A 17,753-nucleotide genomic window follows, 5' to 3' on the forward strand; every position below is an offset into this window, starting at 1 on the left:
CAGGCGCTAATAACCGTCAAGCGTTCGACATCACGCTGGCGTCATGCCACGAGCCTGCAGTTTGCAAAGTATTCAGGGCGGGAGACGCGGTCGCCAGGGCGTCGGCCGGTCATTCACCGGACTCAGGCTGGCGTCAAGCCGCCCGGCCGACCGCCAACATGACCATGCCCAGCGTCAGCGGACATACTCGGCGACAGCGAGAAGAAGAATTCTTCATGCCTAGCACCCTGTGGCACCTAAGCCTCCAGAATCAAGACATATAAATAACATTTAAGTCTCGATTTTGTGTCATCCTGGTTGCTTCTGTAATGTATGGGCAGAGAGATAGATAATTTTGCTGCACGGGGGCGGAGGCTCCTCCAGCCCCTCGACCAGATCTGATCAGTCAAGCCTGCCGGTGCTTCGGTCACCGTGGTCCGGGGCGCACAAGGTTCTGACCGGCCAGGCGCAGGAGGTGCGGTGTTGTGATCGCTGTACGGTTCTCGGTGCTCGGCCCTTTGTCGGCGGCTCGTGACGGGAGGACGCTGCCCCTGCCGGGTGGCAGGATCCGGATCTTGCTCGCGGCGCTGCTGCTCCGGCCCAACCAGGCCGTCTCGTCCGACCAGCTCGCCGAACGGTTGTGGGGTCAGAACCTGCCGCGCAATCCACGCCGGGTCCTGCAGACCAACATCGTGCGCCTGCGGCAGTCCTTGGACCTGACCGAGGTGATCCTGACAGAGCCTGGCGGTTACGTCGCCCGCCTGCGGGCCAACCAGCTCGACCTGGTCGACTTCCAGCACCTGATCCGGACGGCCGCTCTCGCGGCGACACCCGCGGCGGAGAGCCGCCTCCTCCACCAGGCGCTGCAGCTGTGGCGCGGGCCCGTTTGCGCCGACATCGAATCAGACGTACTCCACCAGATCGACATCCCGCCCCTCACCGAGCAACGCCTATATGCTCTCGGCCGCCGCATCGATCTCGATCTCCACCTGGGTAGGGGTGCCGCGCTCATCGAGGAGTTGCGGGCTCTGACCGCCAAGCACCCGCTGCGGGAGCGGTTCTGGGCCCAGCTCATGACCGCCCTCTACCGGAGCGGGCGGCAGGCCGACGCGATCGACGCATACCGCACCGTTTCCCGCCTCCTCAGGGAGGAGCTCGGCATCGACCCCACCGCCGAGCTGCGCGACCTCCATCAGGTCATCCTCACCCAGCAGCACGAGATTCGGCAGCACGAGCCGCAGGAGCGCTTCCCGGTGGCACGCACAGCCGCTCGTGAGCGTGAGGCATCCGTGTCGGCGCGAGCACGCGACGGCGGGCAGGCGCATCCCCCGAAGGCCACCTCGCAAGAGCGGCCAGCGGCCTTGGGTACATTGCTGCGCACTTGGCGGGAGGGGGCCCTGCTGACGCAAGAGGAGTTGGCGGCGAAGGCGGGGCTCAACGTTCGTACTCTTCGCCGGTTGGAGGCGGGTGATCTGCGCCGGCCGCGTAGCACGTCGGTGCGGAAGCTCGCGGAGGCGCTGGGTCAGGACGCCATGGAGTTGTCGATCGTCATGCAGGCATCCGGTGAGGGGCCGGGCGGCCCTGGCTTGGTGCAGACGACGGTACGGCAGTTGCCCGCCGATGTGCCGGCGTTCGCCGGCCGGGAGCAGGAGCTGGCCGTCCTGGACCGCATCGGTGACGCGGACACGGTGGCGATCACCGTCATCGACGGCATGGCGGGGGCCGGCAAGACCGCGCTGGCCGTACGTGCCGGGCACCTGCTGGCCTCCCGTTTCCCCGACGGCGACCTGTTCGTCGATCTGCACGGTTTCACGCGCGGGACGGCTCCGGCGAATCCCGCGGACACGCTTGCCCGTCTGCTGGACGTGCTGGGGGTGCCGGGGGAGTCGATTCCGCTGCATGTCGATGATCGGGCCGCGTTGTATCGCAGCGTACTGGCCGGCCGGAGGATGCTGATCGTGCTGGACAACGTAGCGAACGAGGCTCAGGTGCGGCCGCTGCTGCCGGGGGCAGGGAGTTGTCTGGTGCTGGTCACGAGCCGGCGGCGGCTGGTCGGTCTGGACGGCGCCCTTACGGTGTCGGTGGATGTCTTGCCCCCGGCGGATGCGGTGGCGTTGTTCACCGCTGCCGCCGGGAGGGAGCGGGTGGCAGGCACACCGGTGGAGGTGCTGGCCGAGGTGGTGCGGCGGTGCGGGCTGCTGCCGCTGGCGATCCGGCTGGCGGCGGCCCGGTTGGAGGCGCATCCGGCGTGGAGCGTGCGCCATCTGCTGGAGCGACTGGAGCGCCCTGCGGACCGGCTGGGCGAACTGCATGCCGGTCAGCGCAGCGTCAGCGGTGCGTTCGACCTGTCGTACCGGGCGCTCGCGGCCGCGGAGCGACGCGCGTACCGGCTGCTGGGGCTGTACGCCGGGGTGGACATCACCCCCGATGACGCCGCCGCTCTGCTGGCCACCGGCGTCGGGGACGCCTCGGCGCTGCTGGACCGGCTGCAGGGGGTTCACCTGCTGCGGGAGCCGGCTCCCGGCCGCTACCGTTTCCACGACCTGGTCCGCGACCATGCCGCCGAGGTCGCCGCCCGGGCGGAACCGGAGCCCGATCGGCCCGTCGCGCCGGCCCGGCTGCTGGACCACCACAGCCAGGCCGGCCAGGACATGAGCGGCTGACCGCGGGCGGTGGTCAATCCTGCTCAGCAGGTCTCAGGCGGTCCCTGGACCGCTGGTTTTGCGGAAGGCGTTGCTGGCGGGACGGAAGAACAACACGACCGCGACCAGGGCCAGCACCACGAAAGGCACGTCGGCGACCACTGAGATGACCGGCATCGCGATGAACGGATCCGCCGCCTTCACCAGCACGGAAATAGCGAGAATCACCGTGGAGAAGATCCGGGTGACGCGGCCGCCGCGCAGCGCCAGTACCGCGAGCAGGACGAGCACGAGCGACCAGAAGATCGTGCTGTACCCCAGCGAGGAGTAGATGGCGTACAGCGACTGGGCGCGCTCGGATCCGGGGTCGACCATCTCCGGGGTCACCGGGTCGCTGCCCTGTCCCGAGTTTGCGGCGATCTGTTCCTTGACCGCTTCCATGCCGCCGGTGAGGATCCCGATGGCGCTGATCAGGTTGAGCCCTGCGGCGCCAATTGCGACGGCCACAGCTCCCGTCAGGGTTCCCGGCCGACCCGCGTCCGCGTGGCGCCGAGACACATGACTTAAGGGCACGGGATTTTGCTGTTCGTACATGGACATCGGACATCTCTTTCGAATCGATGATTGCGTCGTGGAGCATGGACGGCAATAGTCTCACCGGTCACGAAGAATGGAACGGACTAACCGAAATCTGCGGGCCGAGAAACCCTCATGAAGCACATATGAAGCTGATATGAATGCCATCACGTTCGATGCGTTGAGCGCGTAGGTAGGACATACCTCATAGCGGTGAAGCCATATCGTCCCCGGCTCATCTGATCAGGCGGATTTCCATGCAGCAGCAATCTGCTGCACCCGGCCGGCGGCACCAGGACGGCCTCCGTGGCCAATCGCTGCTCCACGCGTGTCCACAGCTCGGCCGCCGGCCTGCTCCATGAGGTCATCGACCTCCCTGACACGGACGCTCACGTTGGCCGACACGACCTTCTCGCTGATCAGCGTGGCCAGATGCGTACGATTGTTCGAGGGGAATCGGCGAGTCGCCAACTAGGAGTCCTCTGATGATGTTGCTGGTCAGGCTTCCGATCATGTAGGTCGAGGGTCAGGCTGGCAGCATGATGGGGCACCGTCGCGAGCGGCCGGTGGGGCCGGATGTGTGGAGCACCTGCCGGGAGCTGATCCCGCAAGGCAGCGTGTACGCGTTCCTGGCCGAGCACCGGGACGATCTGTTCCCCGAGGAGATGTTCGCCGACCTGTACGCCGCGACCGATGGGCGGCCGAGTGTCCCGCCGCAGGAGCTGGCGTGTGTGCTGGTGTTGCAGGCGTTGCTGCACCACTCCGACCCGGAGGCGGCACTGGCGCTGCGCTGTGATCTGCGCTGGAAGGCCGCCTGCGGGCTGGGCCTGCAGGATCGGGGCTTCGATCCGTCGCTGCTGGTGTATTTCCGGCAGCGGTTGCGCCGGTCCGGCGCCCCGGACCGGATCTTCGCCCGGGTCAGCCAGGTCGCTGCGGCCGGCGGGGTGCTGTCCGGCCGGACGCGACGAGTGCTGGACTCGGCGGTGCTGGACGACGCGGTCGCGACCCAGGACACCATCACCCAGCTGATCGCGGCGATGCGCCGGGCGGCCCGGCAGGTGCCCGGCGCCGCCCGGCTGATAGCTGAAGGTTGTCACGCGGCCGATTACGCCGATCCGGGCAAACCCGCGATCGCCTGGGACGACGCCAAAGCGCGCCAGGAGCTGGTCTCCGCCCTGGTCACTGATGCGCTCACCGTGGTGGGAGCGTTCGAGACGGCCGCCATCGCGGGTGAGCTGGACGATGACGCGGCCCAGGCGCTGGCGCTGCTGGCGCTGGTGGCCGGCCAGGACGTCGAGCCGGCCGAGGGCTCAGACGGCGCCGACGGGCGCTGGCGGATCGCCCGCAAGGTCGCCACCGACCGCATCATCTCCACCGTCGACGTGCAGGCCCGGCACGTGCACAAGACCGTGCAACACCGCCAGGACGGCTTCAAGGCGCACGTGGTGATCGAACCCGATACCGGACTGTTCACCGGTGTCCGGCTGACCATGGCCACCGGCGCCGCCAACCACGAGGCGGTGATCGGCGTGGACCTGCTGGCCGCCGATCCCGCCGATGCGTCCGCTCCGCTCGCCGGCCCCGCGACGTTCCAGGTGCTGGGCGATACGGCTTATGGCACCGGCGACGCCCGCGCCGCGCTGCTCGATGCCGGGCACACCGTCATCATCAAGCCCGCGCCCTTGCACCCGGCCATAGCCGGTGGTTTCACCATCGACGACTTCCTCGTGGACGAGGCCACCGGCACCGCCACCTGCCCGGCCGGGGTGACGCGGCGCATCACCCGGACACGCGCGGTGGTCTTCGGCATCGCCTGCCGCTCCTGCCCGCTCCGGGATCGCTGCACGACCAGTGAACACGGCCGCATCCTGCACCTGCACCCCCACGACGCACTGTTACGCCAGGCCCGCCACCAATGGGCCACCGAACCCGGCCTGAAAGCCGTCTACCAGCAGCATCGCCCCATGGTCGAACGCTCCATCGCCTGGCTGATCGGCGCGGACGGCGGCGCCCGCAAGCTCCGCTACCGCGGCGTGGACCGCAACAACCTCTGGCGCCACCTGCGAGCAGCCGCCCTGAACCTACGCCGCCTGATCAACCTCGGACTTACCCCCGTCCAGGGCACCTGGATTCTGCAGCCGGCCACCGGCTGAGCCCATCCCGCAGGCAGTACCCCAGGAAAGGACGACCTTCAACTCCTTGATCGCCGCACCCTCAACATGCGATCCGCCACACCAGCAACATCTTCAGAAGGCTCCTAGACGCCGATCCGGGCGAGCGCGGTCCCGCAGGCATTCGCTGCCTGCTTACCCCATACGTCAACTGTAGACCGGTGCGACCGAACTGCAGACCGGTGCGACCGCGCGCCGGAAACGGCGTACCGTATGCTCCTAACCGGCGAACCTGGCGTGCCACCGTGACGGGCCTGGTGACCACTGGGCCGACGCAACCGGTATCCGGCCAATGATCTGCTGGCCCTACCCGGGCTCCCACGCACGGCCGACGAACGTTCCGACCTCGGCGGGCAACTGCGGCTGCGACATGCGCGCCGGACGAGGCCCCTGCGACCCCGCGCCCGGGACCGACCGCTCCGCGGCGTCCAGGCCCAGCACCTGCGCCAGCCGCCGCGTCGACGCAGTGCACGGACGTACCAACGCACTGGTTTCCACCCGGCGGATCGTCCGGACGTGGAGACCCGTTCGCGCTGCCAGTTGCCCGTGGGTGAGCATGGCACGCTCCCGTCAGAAGCGTAACAACGTCCGCAACTCCGGCTCTCCCGCCGGAGGATGCCTCTCGATACTCGCGCGTGCTCCTGACAGCATGAACCGTTCACCCGCAATCGCCAGCCTGGATCAGGAGGAAATTATGCCAAGGAATACCAACTGCCGCGGCAGAATCCCCAACCGGCGATTTCGGGTTATGCCCGTCAAATGCCCGTCAAATGCCCTGGTGCGGCCTAGCTCAACGGTAAACAGTGGGAGGATATGAGATCAAGCGACCGGGTAACGGGGCCCATAAGAGGTGTCCCTTCATGACGGCAGGGGCGGAAAGCGGCCTCCGCATCGCGCTGCTGGGGCCATTGGAAGTGTGGCAGGACGGAACCCGCGTCGACTTGAGCTCGAATCGGCTGCGCATGCTGCTGGCCGTACTGGCGCTCTTTGCAGGTGAGACGGTCTCTGTGGAGGACCTGGCTGTCGCGCTGTGGCCCAAGGAACCGCCCGTCCATGAGCGGCGCAGCGTGCAGACCTACATCAGCCGGCTGCGTCACGAACTCAGTCCAGGGGCCATCCGCACAGTGCGGGACGGCTACCGGCTCGAGGTCGAGCACGATCGCGTCGACGTCCTGCGTTTCCGGCGGCTGGTGAGCGAGGCGGCGCTGTTGAAAGGCACGCTGGAGGAACGGGAGCTCCTGGAGGAGGCGCTCGCTCTGTGGCGGGGCAGGCCGTTCGATGGTGTCGAGTCCGGTGCCCGGCACCTGCCCAAGGTCGCGCGCTTGGTGGAGCTCCACCTTTCGGCCATGGAGCGATGGATCGACCTGTGCCTGGCCGAGGGACGTCACAACGGACTGGTCGCCGAGGTGTGGGAGCTGGCGATCCGCCATCCGCTGCGTGAGCCGTTGTGGGGGCGCCTGCTTCTCACGCTCGACCGCTGCGGCCGGCCCGCCGAGGCGCTGGCCCTGTACGAGCAGCTCAGACGCCGCCTTGTCGAGGACCTGGGTGTCGATCCCGCACCCGAGCTGCAACGCATCCACGCGACCCTGCTCGACAGTGACATGCGGCAGGCCGAGCCGCTGGTGCCGCGCCAGCTGCCGGCCGGCGTGACGGGATTCGTCGGCCGAGATCATGAGCTGGAGGAGCTGGATCGCTCGCTCTGCGGCGGCGTGAGGATCTGCGTCATCTCCGGAACCGCCGGGGTGGGCAAGACCTCGCTCGCCGTGCACTGGGCGCACCGGGCCGGTGCACATTTCGAAGACGGCCAGCTTTATGTGGATCTGCAGGGCGTCGGGCCGTCTGAGGCCGCCATGAGCCCGCAGGATGCGCTGTCGGCGTTACTGGAAGCCATGGGTGTTCCGCCGCAGAACGTTCCGGCGGACCTGCCGGCAAGGTCCGCGCTTTACCGGACGATGCTGGCGGGCAAGCGTATCCTGCTGGTCCTCGACAACGCCCAAGATGCCGGACAGGTGCGCTGGCTGCTGCCGGGCGGCACAGCGTGCACCGTTCTGGTGACCAGCCGCCACAGTCTGAGCAGCCTGGTCATCGCGGAGGGAGCCGCGCTGATCACGTTGGACGTGCTCACGCGGGACCAAGCCCGGAATCTGTTGTCCCACCGCCTGGGCCGTGAGCGGATCGAAACCGATGTCGCGGCCACCGACGAGATCATCGACCTGTGTGCGCGACTTCCCCTCGCACTGGCCATCGTGGCGGGGCGCGCGGCGGCCAGCCCATCCCTTCCGCTCGGCGTCCTGGCCGCGGGCCTGCGCAGGGTTCGAACTGACATCAGCGTCCTGGCCACGGGGGACGCCCGCACCGATCTGCCTTCCGCATTGTCGCGCTCCTACGACACGCTCCCCGCCGACGCCGCCCGCCTGTTCCGGTTGCTGGCCGCCCACCCCGGACCGGACGTCACCCCGGCGGCGGCCGCCAGCCTCGCGGGCCTCGATCGGCCGCAGACTCAGCGGCTGCTCGACGTCCTGCTTGAGGCCCACCTGGTGAGCGAGGTCGTCCCCGGCAGGTTCGCCTTCCACGATCTACTGCGCGCCTACGCACGGGGCCTCGCCCGCGCCGCGGCCCCGGCCGCTCATCAGCAGGCGGCGAGGCGGGCGGTCGAATATTATCTGCACTCGGCATACCAAGCCGCATCGCTCCTGGAGCCGGCGGCGCACCTGATTACTCCGCAAGCACCGGAGCCGGAAGTACGGCCAGAGCATCTGGAGCGCCACAGCCAGGCGCTCACCTGGCTCCAGGCCGAGCAGACCGTCCTGTTCGCCGTGCTCAGCCAGGCGATGGCGGACGGCCTGCATGCTCATGTCGTCTGCCTCGCACCCTCCCTGGCCGTCTGGTGCGACCTGCAGGGCGACTGGAACGGCAAGATCACGGTCCACCGCCTCGCCCTGGAAGCGGCCAAAAGGTTGCACGACTCCACAGCATGCGTCAGGGCGCATCAGGGCATGGCATCGGCGTTGATCGAACTGGACCGCATCGAGCTGGCGCGCGCCGAACTCGATCGTGCTCTCGGCCTTTCCCGCGCGCTCGGCGACCCGGCACTGCACGGAAGTTGCCTTTTCACCCAGGCACTGTTGTCCCTCAAGCAGGGATTGCCCGCGACCGCCCTGGGGCAGGCTCTGGAATGCCTTGAATGGTGCAAGACGGCGACACTCAGTGCAGCCGGCGCCAGGACGATGAGCCTGATCAGCGAGTGCTACAGCCTCATGGGTCAGTATGACCAGGCGATCGTCGTCGGAGAACTCGCCATGGGAATCTCCGTGCGGGCGGAAGACGGCGTCGGCCAGGCGCACATCGCCGTCGCACTGGGTCTCGTCCACTCCCGGATGAGCGATCACCAGGGGGCGATCGTATGTTTCGAACGAGCCCTGGGCCTGTTCCGCGATCTCGGTCATCGTTTCCATGAAGGCAACACCCTCATTCACCTCGGCACCGCGTACGAGGCCGTGGGGCGATCGGTTGAGTCGGTGCGATGCTGGCAGCGCTCGACAGCGATCCTGGACGAGCTCAGATACGAGACCACCCGCGAGCCGCGCTCGCAGTTGGCGGACCTCACGCATCCGACGGGCGGCTGAGGTCCGCGATGCGGTCTACGTCGGCGTCGATCGGAGATCTAGGGCGCGGACCCCTGGCTTCAGCCATAGGGGTAAGCCCTTTGTGTCGAATCTTTGAGCGGGAGACCGGTCAACGCCGTATTTCGATCTGTGTGGCGATGGCCTTGCGTGCGAACTGCAACGTCGCTTTCCAGCGTGCCATTGAGGTGGTGTGGTGCCCCACGTTCCGCAGGCGGCTGCTGGGCGGCCGGATCGAGGCGCGGCGGAAAGAACTGATCGGTGGGGTGATCGAGGAGAAAGGGAGGCATGACTGGTGGAAATGGGGGTTATGCCCGGCCACGTTCACCTGCTGGTCGAGGTGGATCTGCAGTTCGGCGTCCACAGGCCGGTCAAGGCCGTCAAGGGCCGCTCCTCCCGCGTCCCGCGTCAGGAGTTCCCGTACCCGCCCCGGGCCAAGACGACGATCCTACGCCCCGGAACCACGGCGTTCGGACAGATCGTTGAGCCGTTTGACATCCTCCACCCGCCTGGAGGCGGGGGATTCCACCAACATTCATCTCCCGAGGAGATGGTCGTGTTGAGGCTCGCGGTTCACCGGCTCGCCCAGCGGCATGCCTGCCCGCGCAGCAACGGCATGCCCTGCCGCGTTATCGCGGACGTTCTTAGCCGCGTTGACGTCGGTGTGGTCGCGATGCCCGCAGGCGACGCACAGCAACAGGGCTTGGCGCCCGCGGCTATGCCTGGCGATGTGCTGGCAGGCGTTGCAGGTTTGCGACGTGGAAGGCGGGTTGGTTGTCTGGACTCGACCAGGAGCTTTGTGCTCCAGGCGTGTCACCAGCCGGCCCCAGCCGTGGGCAAGGATGCCTCGGTTCAGGGACGCCTTCTGGTCGACGTTCTTCCCGGGGGCCTCGATGGCACCTTTCGGCGAGCGGGTCATGGTGCGAATCTTGAGGTCTTCGACGGCGATCACGTCGAGGCGGCGAGCCAGGTCGGTGGAGGTCTTCTCGATCCCGTCCGTGCGCCGGTCGCCTTCGAGGGCTCTCAGCCGGGCGATCGCCCGCTTGACCTTGACCCGCCGGCTGGAGCCGCGCCTGGCCCGGGCCAGCTTCCGGAGCAGGGCCGACAGACGGGCCTGCTCGGTGTCGCGGAGCATGGGGGCATGCGCAGCATCTCACCCGAGGACAGGGCGGCGCTTACGGTCACCCCCCGGTCGACGACCTCGCCCGTGCCGGGGGTTCGACTCGGGGATGACGGCGAATGCCACCGGCCAGCGGCCGGCCCGGTCGCGGGTGACCCGGTAGGACTTCATACCGTCCGGCAGGCCGCGGGACCAGCGCAACACCCACCCGACCTTCGGGATCTGCACCTCGCCCACGTTGCGAGACCGGCGGTGCACATCGTCCGGCTCGACCGCGACGATCCGGAACCCCTCGCTCTGCCCGCGCCTGCGCCACGTCGGACGCTGGTGGGTCGGGCCGAAGAAGGTCGCCATCGCTTGGGCGACGTCCTTCAGGGCCTGATGCCGCACGATGACCGACCCCGCGCAGCCACGCGTTCCCCGCCCGCGCTCCGGTCACCTGGCGGCACCGCTCGGCGAACCCCGGCGCCCTTCTACAGCCCGGCTTAAAGTGCTCCTGCTGCTCAACGCCGAGATTCCACACCTACCGAGCGTGCCCGCAATGCTCCACAAGCACCTGCTCCCAGGCAGGCGCGGGCTGAAGCCGGAAGTGGGACACGACCACCAATCTACCGATCACCACCGACACCACCAGGACACCACCAGGACACCACAGTGTCCCCGTGCTCCGGCTTTCCTCCCCGCCCTGACGGATGGGGACTCCAGCCTGGAGGTATCCGGTGAGAAGGGAATCCGTATGACGGGGGCGGATCGCCAGATCAACCTGGGCGAGTACCGGCTGCGGGAACAGCAGCGGAACGTGATCTTGACGCTGATCGCCTGCGCGGGGCTGGGCTTGTTGGTATCGGGGCCGACATGGGGCAGCCTGGGCCTTGCGATCGTGCAGGCGAGCGGGGCGCTCGCAATTCTCGTCCTGCCGCTATTCGTTGTCGCGGCGGTGGGATTCCGGCCCTCCGCGACGGCGGCCTTGGTGACCCTGCAGGCGATGGTCGAACTGTTACGTGTGGGGCTGGTGACCTGGGCCGATCTGGGGGCGGCGGAGGCGGCGTGGATGGGACTGTGGAGCCACCTGCTGAGCCTCGTTGGCGGGCTGTTGTTCGCCACGATCGCTGTCGAGGTCAACGCCGCGAGGAGCGACCCAGCCGACCTGACAAGCCAATACCCCGGCTCCCTGGTGAGCCCGAGGCGGCTGCTGGCGAGTGTGTCGGACATCTGCAACGCGGTCGCGCAGTGCCTACTGGTGGCGTGGAGCCCATGGCTCGTGCTGGTGATCATAGCCACCCGCACGACCACGACGCTGTTCAGCGAGCGCTCGGGAACCGGCATCCGGACATGGATCCCGGTCGCGGACGGCTATGCGCTACTGGCCCTCGCGCTCGTCCTGTGGCTCAAATGAGGACACCCACCTCCCCACGGCGTCGGCGATCAGAAGCCACCCCCCGACCGAGCCGCGCGGCTCCTGCATCTCCGTCGTCAGCGCGAGCATGCGCCCCACGTCGGGCACCGAGGCCACCCTCGTGAGCTCCTCCACGCTCTCCAGCGGCAAGAACCGCTAGCCTACGTCCGGAGGGAACAGTTCCTCATCGACCATGAACCTGGCCTGGTCCCACCAGCCCGTACCGTCGATGTGCGAACTGCCGGTTAGGTCGGCCTAGGCAAGCTTCACGTCCACGGCGGCCGGGGCCGAGATCCCCGAGGTGAAATTCCCGAAGTTCTCGAGGGAAGTCATGGACATCATCGCCGCCTACCGTGAGGTAGGGGGCGATCGCGGGGCCGCTGAGATGTGCGGCGCCACGAGCAAGACCGTCAGACGCATCATCGAGCGGGCGCTGGCCGGGGACAAGCCGCCGGGCCGCAGACGGCGGGGGATTGCAACAGCAGCTACCTCATGAGGAGGAGGTCGCGTTGAGGTTCGCGGTGCTCCGGCTCGGCAACCCGTGGCCCTTCCCGGGCAGAGGCGGCATGAGTGATCCCTCGCTGGCCGAGCATTCCGGCGGGGCCAGCAGAGACGTTCAAAGCCACCAGGGCATACACGTGCAACGCTGTCTTGGACGGTGCCATGCAGGTCGCGGCTGCAGGAGCAGAGGAGACCATGAACGCGTATGCCCCGGCCTGGACAGGACCTTTGCCGCTGTGGGGACATCGGAGAGGTCCGCCGGGAACTCCTTCGGACCATTCCGGGGCGATGATCTGGTTGACCACGGCGTGGGACGTAACTGCCCGCGCCACCTGGCAGCGGTCCTCTGGCTGGTCCCTGGGTTTAGGGGTGCTCTATGCGCGCCGCCTGCCCGCTTCGGCAGACACGGCAGTAGATAAGGAGGTCCACCCGGGTGAGCGTGCCGGCTGGGTTGTAGCGCTTCTTGCAGTAGGCGAACCAGTTGCCGGTGGCCTCCAGTCTGGCGCCCTCCAGTTGGCATTTGGTGCAGGCGTGAGGATTGTTGTATGAGGAGTCGTAGTAGTAGCCGCCACTGTAGGGGCCATCCCCGCAGGCGGCCGCAGGACTCACACCGGGCTGCACCGGACTCGCGCTGGCGCTGGCCGTCCCGCCGGTCAGCAAGACGAGCGTCATGCCCAGCATCGCGGTCCCGCCCAATATTACGTTAGACCTCATCAACCGTGCTCCCTTGCATTTTCCTATGTTTCCGCATTCATTCTCAGCGCACGCGAACCGACGTGACAAGGTCAGGAACAGGACATTCTGGGGACTTTTGAACTGATGGTTGGCCTGAGTCCTGGGACTCATTTGACTTCTTGGGTTCTAGATCATGTCGCAATACCCGGTACTGGCGTGACTCAGCGATTTGCCGGTAGGTAGCCGCGCTAGAAATGGGTAAGGGCAAGCGCTGCGCGGGCGATGTCGCCGATTCTGCTGGGGCTAACAGTGATGTGCTGGAGCTTCTGCTATCGGCCTTTGAGCAGGGCGAATCCGCGTTCGCCGAGACACCGCAAGGCGCGTAGGAGCCGGTTGTCCGTGCGGTTGTCCGGGCTGAGAACCCCGGGTTCCGCAGTTCGTCGTCACACATAGCGAGTGTGTTAGGAGAACCTGCAGGTAGATGGCCCGCTGGGTGCTTCGGGCTGCTGCGAAGGGTCGAGGGTGTAGTAACACGACTTCGAAGATTTCATGTGCATGAGCTTCAGGTTCGTGATTCCGTGTAGTCATCAACTTGCGGTTCACTCGGCGGACCAACGTCGACGGCAGTGTCGTCAGGTATGTCGCGCTGGGCCCACAATCGGCGTGTGGACGGCAAGATCAAGCCGGATGTGCTGATGAACCTGGGCCGTGTGGACCGGTTGGACGTGGGCGGCCTGCTCGGGCTGGCAGCGTCGATCCGCAAGCACTTCGGGGACGGCCCGGACGGCTCGAGCGAAGGTGATGAGGCCGTCGAGGTCAGCCAGCATGCCGGGAGCGCGCCCATCGAAGTGGTCGATTCTCGTCCTTGCGGCGCCCTCTGGCTGCTGGAGGGCCGGTGAAGGCAGTTGGCCGTCGCCTCGGCGATCAAGAAGGCGGCTGACGGCGGGCGCTTCACCACCAACATGGAGCGCGTGCTGTTCGCGTTGGTCGCCAACCGAGCGATCGCGCCGATGAGCAAGCTGTCGGCGGCCGAATGGGCCAGCCAGGACGTGATCATCCCCAACCTGGCCGTGATGGACGACGACCAGGCCTATCGGGCGATGGACCTGCTGGTGGAGCCGACACCCAGGGCGAGGTGCAGGAGGCGGTGTTCTTCGCCGTCGCCCACCTGCTCAATCTCGAAGTCGACCTGCTGTTCTTCGACACCACCTCGACCTACTTCGAACGCGACGAGAAAGAGGAGGGCGAGCAGGCGTTTCGCACCTAGGGCAAGTCCAAAGATCATCGCGATGACCTGCCGCAGATCGTCATGGGGCTGGCGTCACCCGTGAGGGCATCCCGGTGCGAGTGTGGTTGGCCCGGTCATACCAATGATCAGAGCGTGCTGGCCGAGGTCAAGGACGACATGCGCGCCTGGAAACTGGGCCGCGTGATCACCGTGGTCGATCGTGGGCTTCTCCAGCGCCGACAACCTGGCCTACCTGCGCCGCGCGGGCGGCCACTACATCGTCGGGATGCGCATGCGTGACGGCGGCGCCCTGGTCGAGCAGGCACTGTCGCGTCAGGGCCGCTACCAGCAAGTGCGTGACAACCTGCGCGTCAAGGAGGTCCGCCTCGACGGCGTCGGCGACGTGCGGTTCATCATCTGCCACAACCCCGATCAAGAACAGCGCGACCAGCAGCACCGCGAGCAGGCGATCGCGCGGATCGAGGCCGAACTGGAGCGGATCAAGGTCCAGCGCGCGCGGGAGGCCGGGCGCGAACTGAGCGCCAAGGCCCGCGAGAAGGCCGAGGCTGTCCACGTCCGCGCCGAGTGCGCGCTGCGCGACCACCCCACGCTCAAGCGGTGGATCCGCCAGCAGAAGAACGGACGCCTGGTCATCGACCGGGCCAAGGTCAAGGCGGAAGAACGACTGGACGGTAAGTATCTGTTGGCCACCAGCGATCCCGACATCAGCACCGAAGACGCCGCACTCGGGTACAAAAACCTTCTCGAAGCGGAGCGCGGCTTCCGGGACATGAAGTCCGAACTGCTACTCCGCCCCATCTTCCACCGGCTCCAACACCGCATCCGCACGCACGTGCTGATCTGCTGGCTCGCCCTGCTGCTGACCCGCGTCGCCGAACGCCGATGCGGGCAAAGATGGCACCGGGACAAGCTCCCCGAGAAACTGCGCCCGGTGGCCGAGAAGCGGATGCGCGAGGCCTACCAGGCCGACACTCCGCTCCTCGCCGAAGCCAAGCTCGCCGCCCTGGCCGCCGAGCTGGACAAGAAGTACCCCGGTGCGGCCGCCTCATTGCGGGAGGGGTTCTACGAGACACACTGACCGTCCTGCGGCTGGACGTGCCGCCGACCCTGGCCCGCTCGCTGCGCTCGACCAATCCCATCGAGTCGATGATCTCGATCTGCCGTGACCATGCCGCCAACGTCAAGAACTGGAAGGACGGCACGCTGGCGCTGCGCTGGCGCGCGGCCGGCATGGCCGAGGCCACCAAGAGTTCCGCCGCGTCAACGGCTTCCTGCACCTGCCCAAACTCCGCACCGCGCTTGACCTGGGACGTCGCTGCCCAGAAGCCGACCTCGAACTGCTACAACGAGAACGTCGCCTGACCGCGGGACCGCCAATCAAGTTCCACGAACGTCGGGACATCCCCCATTGCACGATCATCACATCATATTCGGATCCGTGGATCCAGGCTGAGAATGGCTAACTGGCTTATGTGCGAGTGTTCCCCCGCAAAGTCCTATGAAAGCCCGGCGCTTGACCTGTTTTGCTCACTTTCTCCGCGATAATATGAGGCATTAGAACAATATGGATGGATCCTTAAGCAGGACCGTCTATTCCTGACCATCACGCCCGGAGGAGAGCTATGTTCGCGATCGCACGCAAGAGCTTCCTAGGCTTAACGGCTCTAACCCTATCCATGGGCGCCGTCATCGGGCTGTCTTCCCCCGCGCAGGCAGCAATCGTCGAGAAGATCTGTCCTGCCGGAAGCCCCCTCGGAGGCGCTCGACTCTGCGGGGTTGAGTACTCGGGCTTCCCCGGCGGGACAATCTCTATCGATGTCGAGCAGCTCGGCTCCAGTTCGACCGCATATTCATGGGCGCTGTATGTCGGAGGACGCGTACATTGCACCGCCTACTACAAACAAGTTGACCCCCCCAGGTCATGGGTCTGCCATAACGTACCAAGAGGAGCGAGCGGCAGTGTGATCGCCACAAGAGACCCACAACAAGTAGCTCGCGTGGCGGCTCGATGGTAGTGAGGGCCCGCTACGCGTGACCGGATAGACGAAACGGCATCGCAGGGCTTTACTGTAGCTCCACGATGCCGTTTCTGTCTTTATTTCTTTGGCGTGCGCGTGCCCGCCTCCGGCGCGGCAAGTCCGAGCCGATCGACGCGGAATAACGCTGCCTGCGCCGTGCTGGCGGAAACGGCCACTGCCAGGTCCAAGAGCGCCGAGGGCGCCGTCCGTCCCGGACCCTCCGAACAGCAGGCCCTCGCCCGTCCCCGCATAACCGGATAGCCCGGATAATTTGCTATATGTTGAGACCAGCATGACAGCATGAAGATCGTCGGTCGCAAGTGCGGCACCGATCCCGACACGTCCGGCATCATCCTCGCCGTGGCCGTCGCCGCCGCAGGTCTGTCGACAATGTGATCGGCAAAGGGCTACTCGATCAATCCAAAAGCGTCTACGCGACGATATCCAAAACCTGGGTCGACACCGGTGTCAAGAACGCTTTAATCGAACACGGCGCCGCTTTAGGCATCGACGTCGAAGTCGTCTTCCGAAAAGCCGAAACACGCGGATTCCGTGATCCTGCTCGCGACACGCGGCTGTAGGTTCGTGACCTGAGCCTGAATCCATGGCGTGATTTGGTCTGATCATTGTCTGGTCCAATTCCTCGACGAGGGCCGGATGCGGCGTCCATGCCGCGGTAGGTGGGCAGGGCGCCGTTGTGCGCGTTGATCACGGCCAAGCGGGCGGTGGAGAGGACCTCAGCGGGGACGATGGGCATGCCTGCCAGCAGGATAAGATCGGCGTTCTGCCGGCGCAGGATGGCGGCGACCTGTTCCCAGGACGTGGCCGTGCTGTGGGGGGATGGTCACTGGCCGGGCATCTGCGTCCGGTCCGGGCTGAGGCCTGCGGTGGGGTTCGGGCGGATACCAGGCATGGGCGTAGTTGGTGGGGCCGACGGCGCCGGTGGGTGGGTCGTACCAGCACACGTGGCTGATCGGCGTGGTGGCGGCAAGCCGGGTGGGGCTGGCCGAACTCGCGCTGGCCAGCACGACGATGCGGGCGGATGCGGCGTACGGCGGGGGAGTGGCCTGCTGGTCTGCGCAGCGTGGTGAGGCCAGGTCCTGCAGGGGTAGCCGGTTGGCCAGCTGAGCCGTCGCGGTGGCAGTGGCGCTCTGGACCTGGCGGGCGAACTGGCTGAGCCGCGGCTGCAGCGCGGCCGCGCAGGGGTGGGCGGCGACCGCGCCGAGCAGTTTGCAGGCGGCATTGAGCAACCGGAGGTCACCGGTGATCGTGCTGACGCCGATCCAGTGCTGGGCGAGGGTGAGCCAGGCGCTGCTGATCGCCGCATTGAGTGCGGCTGTCTGCTGGGCGACGGGCGGGCGCAGCACGGCGCCGGTTTCGAAGCGGTGCAGCAGCGCCTCTTCGGAGGCAGGGATGTGCCCGGGCCCGAGCATCGCCGGCCGTCGCGCCGCTTCCGCGGCCAGCACCGGGTCGCCGGCCAGCGCGGTGCCGGGGGCCAGCGTCGTGTCGGCGACGGCGGTGGCCAGAGCGTCGGGGTGGGACAGGTCCCACAGTCGTATCCGCTGGGCCACGTGCGCGACCTCGTGCAGCGTTTGCGGCGGCGGTGTGGCCTGCTGCTGCGTCGCGGCCGCGGCGAGGGCGGCAGGATCGAAGTCGCCGTCGGTGTGTGCCTGGACGGGGAACCGGTCACGGCTGATCATCGGGCCACTGACGTGATCTCAGCGAATTGCCGGTAGGTAGTTGTGCTCGAAATGCGTGAGGACAAGAGCGGCGCGTGCGATGTCGCCGATTGCGCTGGGGCTG

General features: G+C 67.0%; 11 protein-coding genes and 3 pseudogenes. 9 read left to right on the top strand and 5 right to left on the bottom strand.

Going from position 1 to position 17,753, the window contains the following annotated elements; all coding sequences use genetic code 11:
* Positions 1–464: 464 nt before the first annotated feature.
* The gene (locus tag AB0J69_RS53415) at positions 465–2,642 is read left to right on the top strand and encodes a BTAD domain-containing putative transcriptional regulator (RefSeq protein ID WP_364135125.1); all 2,178 of its coding nucleotides are present in this window, start codon (positions 465–467) and stop codon (positions 2,640–2,642) included.
* A 33-nt stretch (positions 2,643–2,675) separates the two neighbouring features.
* On the opposite strand, the gene AB0J69_RS53420 is transcribed toward AB0J69_RS53415, so the two are convergent.
* Entirely contained in the window at positions 2,676–3,221 is a 546-nt protein-coding gene (locus AB0J69_RS53420; protein ID WP_364135128.1) for a hypothetical protein, read from the bottom strand.
* A 515-nt stretch (positions 3,222–3,736) separates the two neighbouring features.
* On the opposite strand from AB0J69_RS53420, the gene AB0J69_RS53425 reads away from it, so the two are divergent.
* Complete coding sequence (locus AB0J69_RS53425; protein ID WP_364135131.1) at positions 3,737–5,350, top strand: IS1182 family transposase; 1,614 nt, start codon at positions 3,737–3,739, stop codon at positions 5,348–5,350.
* Positions 5,351–5,674: 324 nt separating this feature from the next.
* On the opposite strand, the gene AB0J69_RS53430 is transcribed toward AB0J69_RS53425, so the two are convergent.
* Positions 5,675–5,926, bottom strand: a complete 252-nt coding sequence (locus tag AB0J69_RS53430; RefSeq protein WP_364135134.1) for a helix-turn-helix transcriptional regulator — start codon at positions 5,924–5,926, stop codon at positions 5,675–5,677.
* 302 nt (positions 5,927–6,228) lie between these two features.
* On the opposite strand from AB0J69_RS53430, the gene AB0J69_RS53435 reads away from it, so the two are divergent.
* On the top strand, positions 6,229–8,994 hold the full coding sequence (locus tag AB0J69_RS53435) for a BTAD domain-containing putative transcriptional regulator (RefSeq protein ID WP_364135136.1): 2,766 nt from the start codon (positions 6,229–6,231) through the stop codon (positions 8,992–8,994).
* Between the two features lie 131 nt (positions 8,995–9,125).
* Positions 9,126–9,415: pseudogene (gene tnpA / locus AB0J69_RS53440) on the top strand (IS200/IS605 family transposase); the annotation flags it as partial.
* 111 nt (positions 9,416–9,526) lie between these two features.
* Here the strand turns inward: tnpA and AB0J69_RS53445 are convergent.
* Positions 9,527–10,126, bottom strand: coding sequence for a transposase (locus AB0J69_RS53445; protein WP_364135139.1), 600 nt, complete (start codon positions 10,124–10,126; stop codon positions 9,527–9,529).
* A gap of 18 nt (positions 10,127–10,144) precedes the next feature.
* A complete protein-coding gene (locus AB0J69_RS53450; RefSeq protein ID WP_364135142.1) occupies positions 10,145–10,501 on the bottom strand; it encodes a hypothetical protein in 357 nt (118 codons plus the stop codon).
* Between the two features lie 346 nt (positions 10,502–10,847).
* On the opposite strand from AB0J69_RS53450, the gene AB0J69_RS53455 reads away from it, so the two are divergent.
* Positions 10,848–11,507 (top strand): hypothetical protein, encoded by a 660-nt coding sequence (locus tag AB0J69_RS53455; protein ID WP_364135145.1) that lies wholly within the window; start codon positions 10,848–10,850, stop codon positions 11,505–11,507.
* Positions 11,508–12,371: 864 nt separating this feature from the next.
* Here the strand turns inward: AB0J69_RS53455 and AB0J69_RS53460 are convergent.
* The gene (locus AB0J69_RS53460; RefSeq protein ID WP_364135148.1) at positions 12,372–12,680 is read right to left on the bottom strand and encodes a hypothetical protein; all 309 of its coding nucleotides are present in this window, start codon (positions 12,678–12,680) and stop codon (positions 12,372–12,374) included.
* Between the two features lie 668 nt (positions 12,681–13,348).
* Between AB0J69_RS53460 and AB0J69_RS53465 the strand changes: the two genes are divergently transcribed.
* The 4 genes and pseudogenes from AB0J69_RS53465 to AB0J69_RS53480 all read left to right on the top strand — a co-directional run.
* Entirely contained in the window at positions 13,349–13,582 is a 234-nt protein-coding gene (locus AB0J69_RS53465; protein ID WP_364135151.1) for a hypothetical protein, read from the top strand.
* Positions 13,583–13,818: 236 nt separating this feature from the next.
* The gene (locus AB0J69_RS53470) at positions 13,819–13,950 is read left to right on the top strand and encodes a hypothetical protein (RefSeq protein WP_364135154.1); all 132 of its coding nucleotides are present in this window, start codon (positions 13,819–13,821) and stop codon (positions 13,948–13,950) included.
* A gap of 883 nt (positions 13,951–14,833) precedes the next feature.
* A pseudogene (locus AB0J69_RS53475) lies at positions 14,834–15,236 on the top strand (transposase); the annotation flags it as partial.
* 1,011 nt (positions 15,237–16,247) lie between these two features.
* Positions 16,248–16,501 (top strand): annotated as a pseudogene (locus AB0J69_RS53480) (IS5/IS1182 family transposase); the annotation flags it as partial.
* Positions 16,502–17,753: the final 1,252 nt, after the last annotated feature.

The organism is Nonomuraea sp. NPDC049709 (assembly GCF_040674815.1).
Classification (GTDB): Bacteria; Actinomycetota; Actinomycetes; order Streptosporangiales; family Streptosporangiaceae; genus Nonomuraea.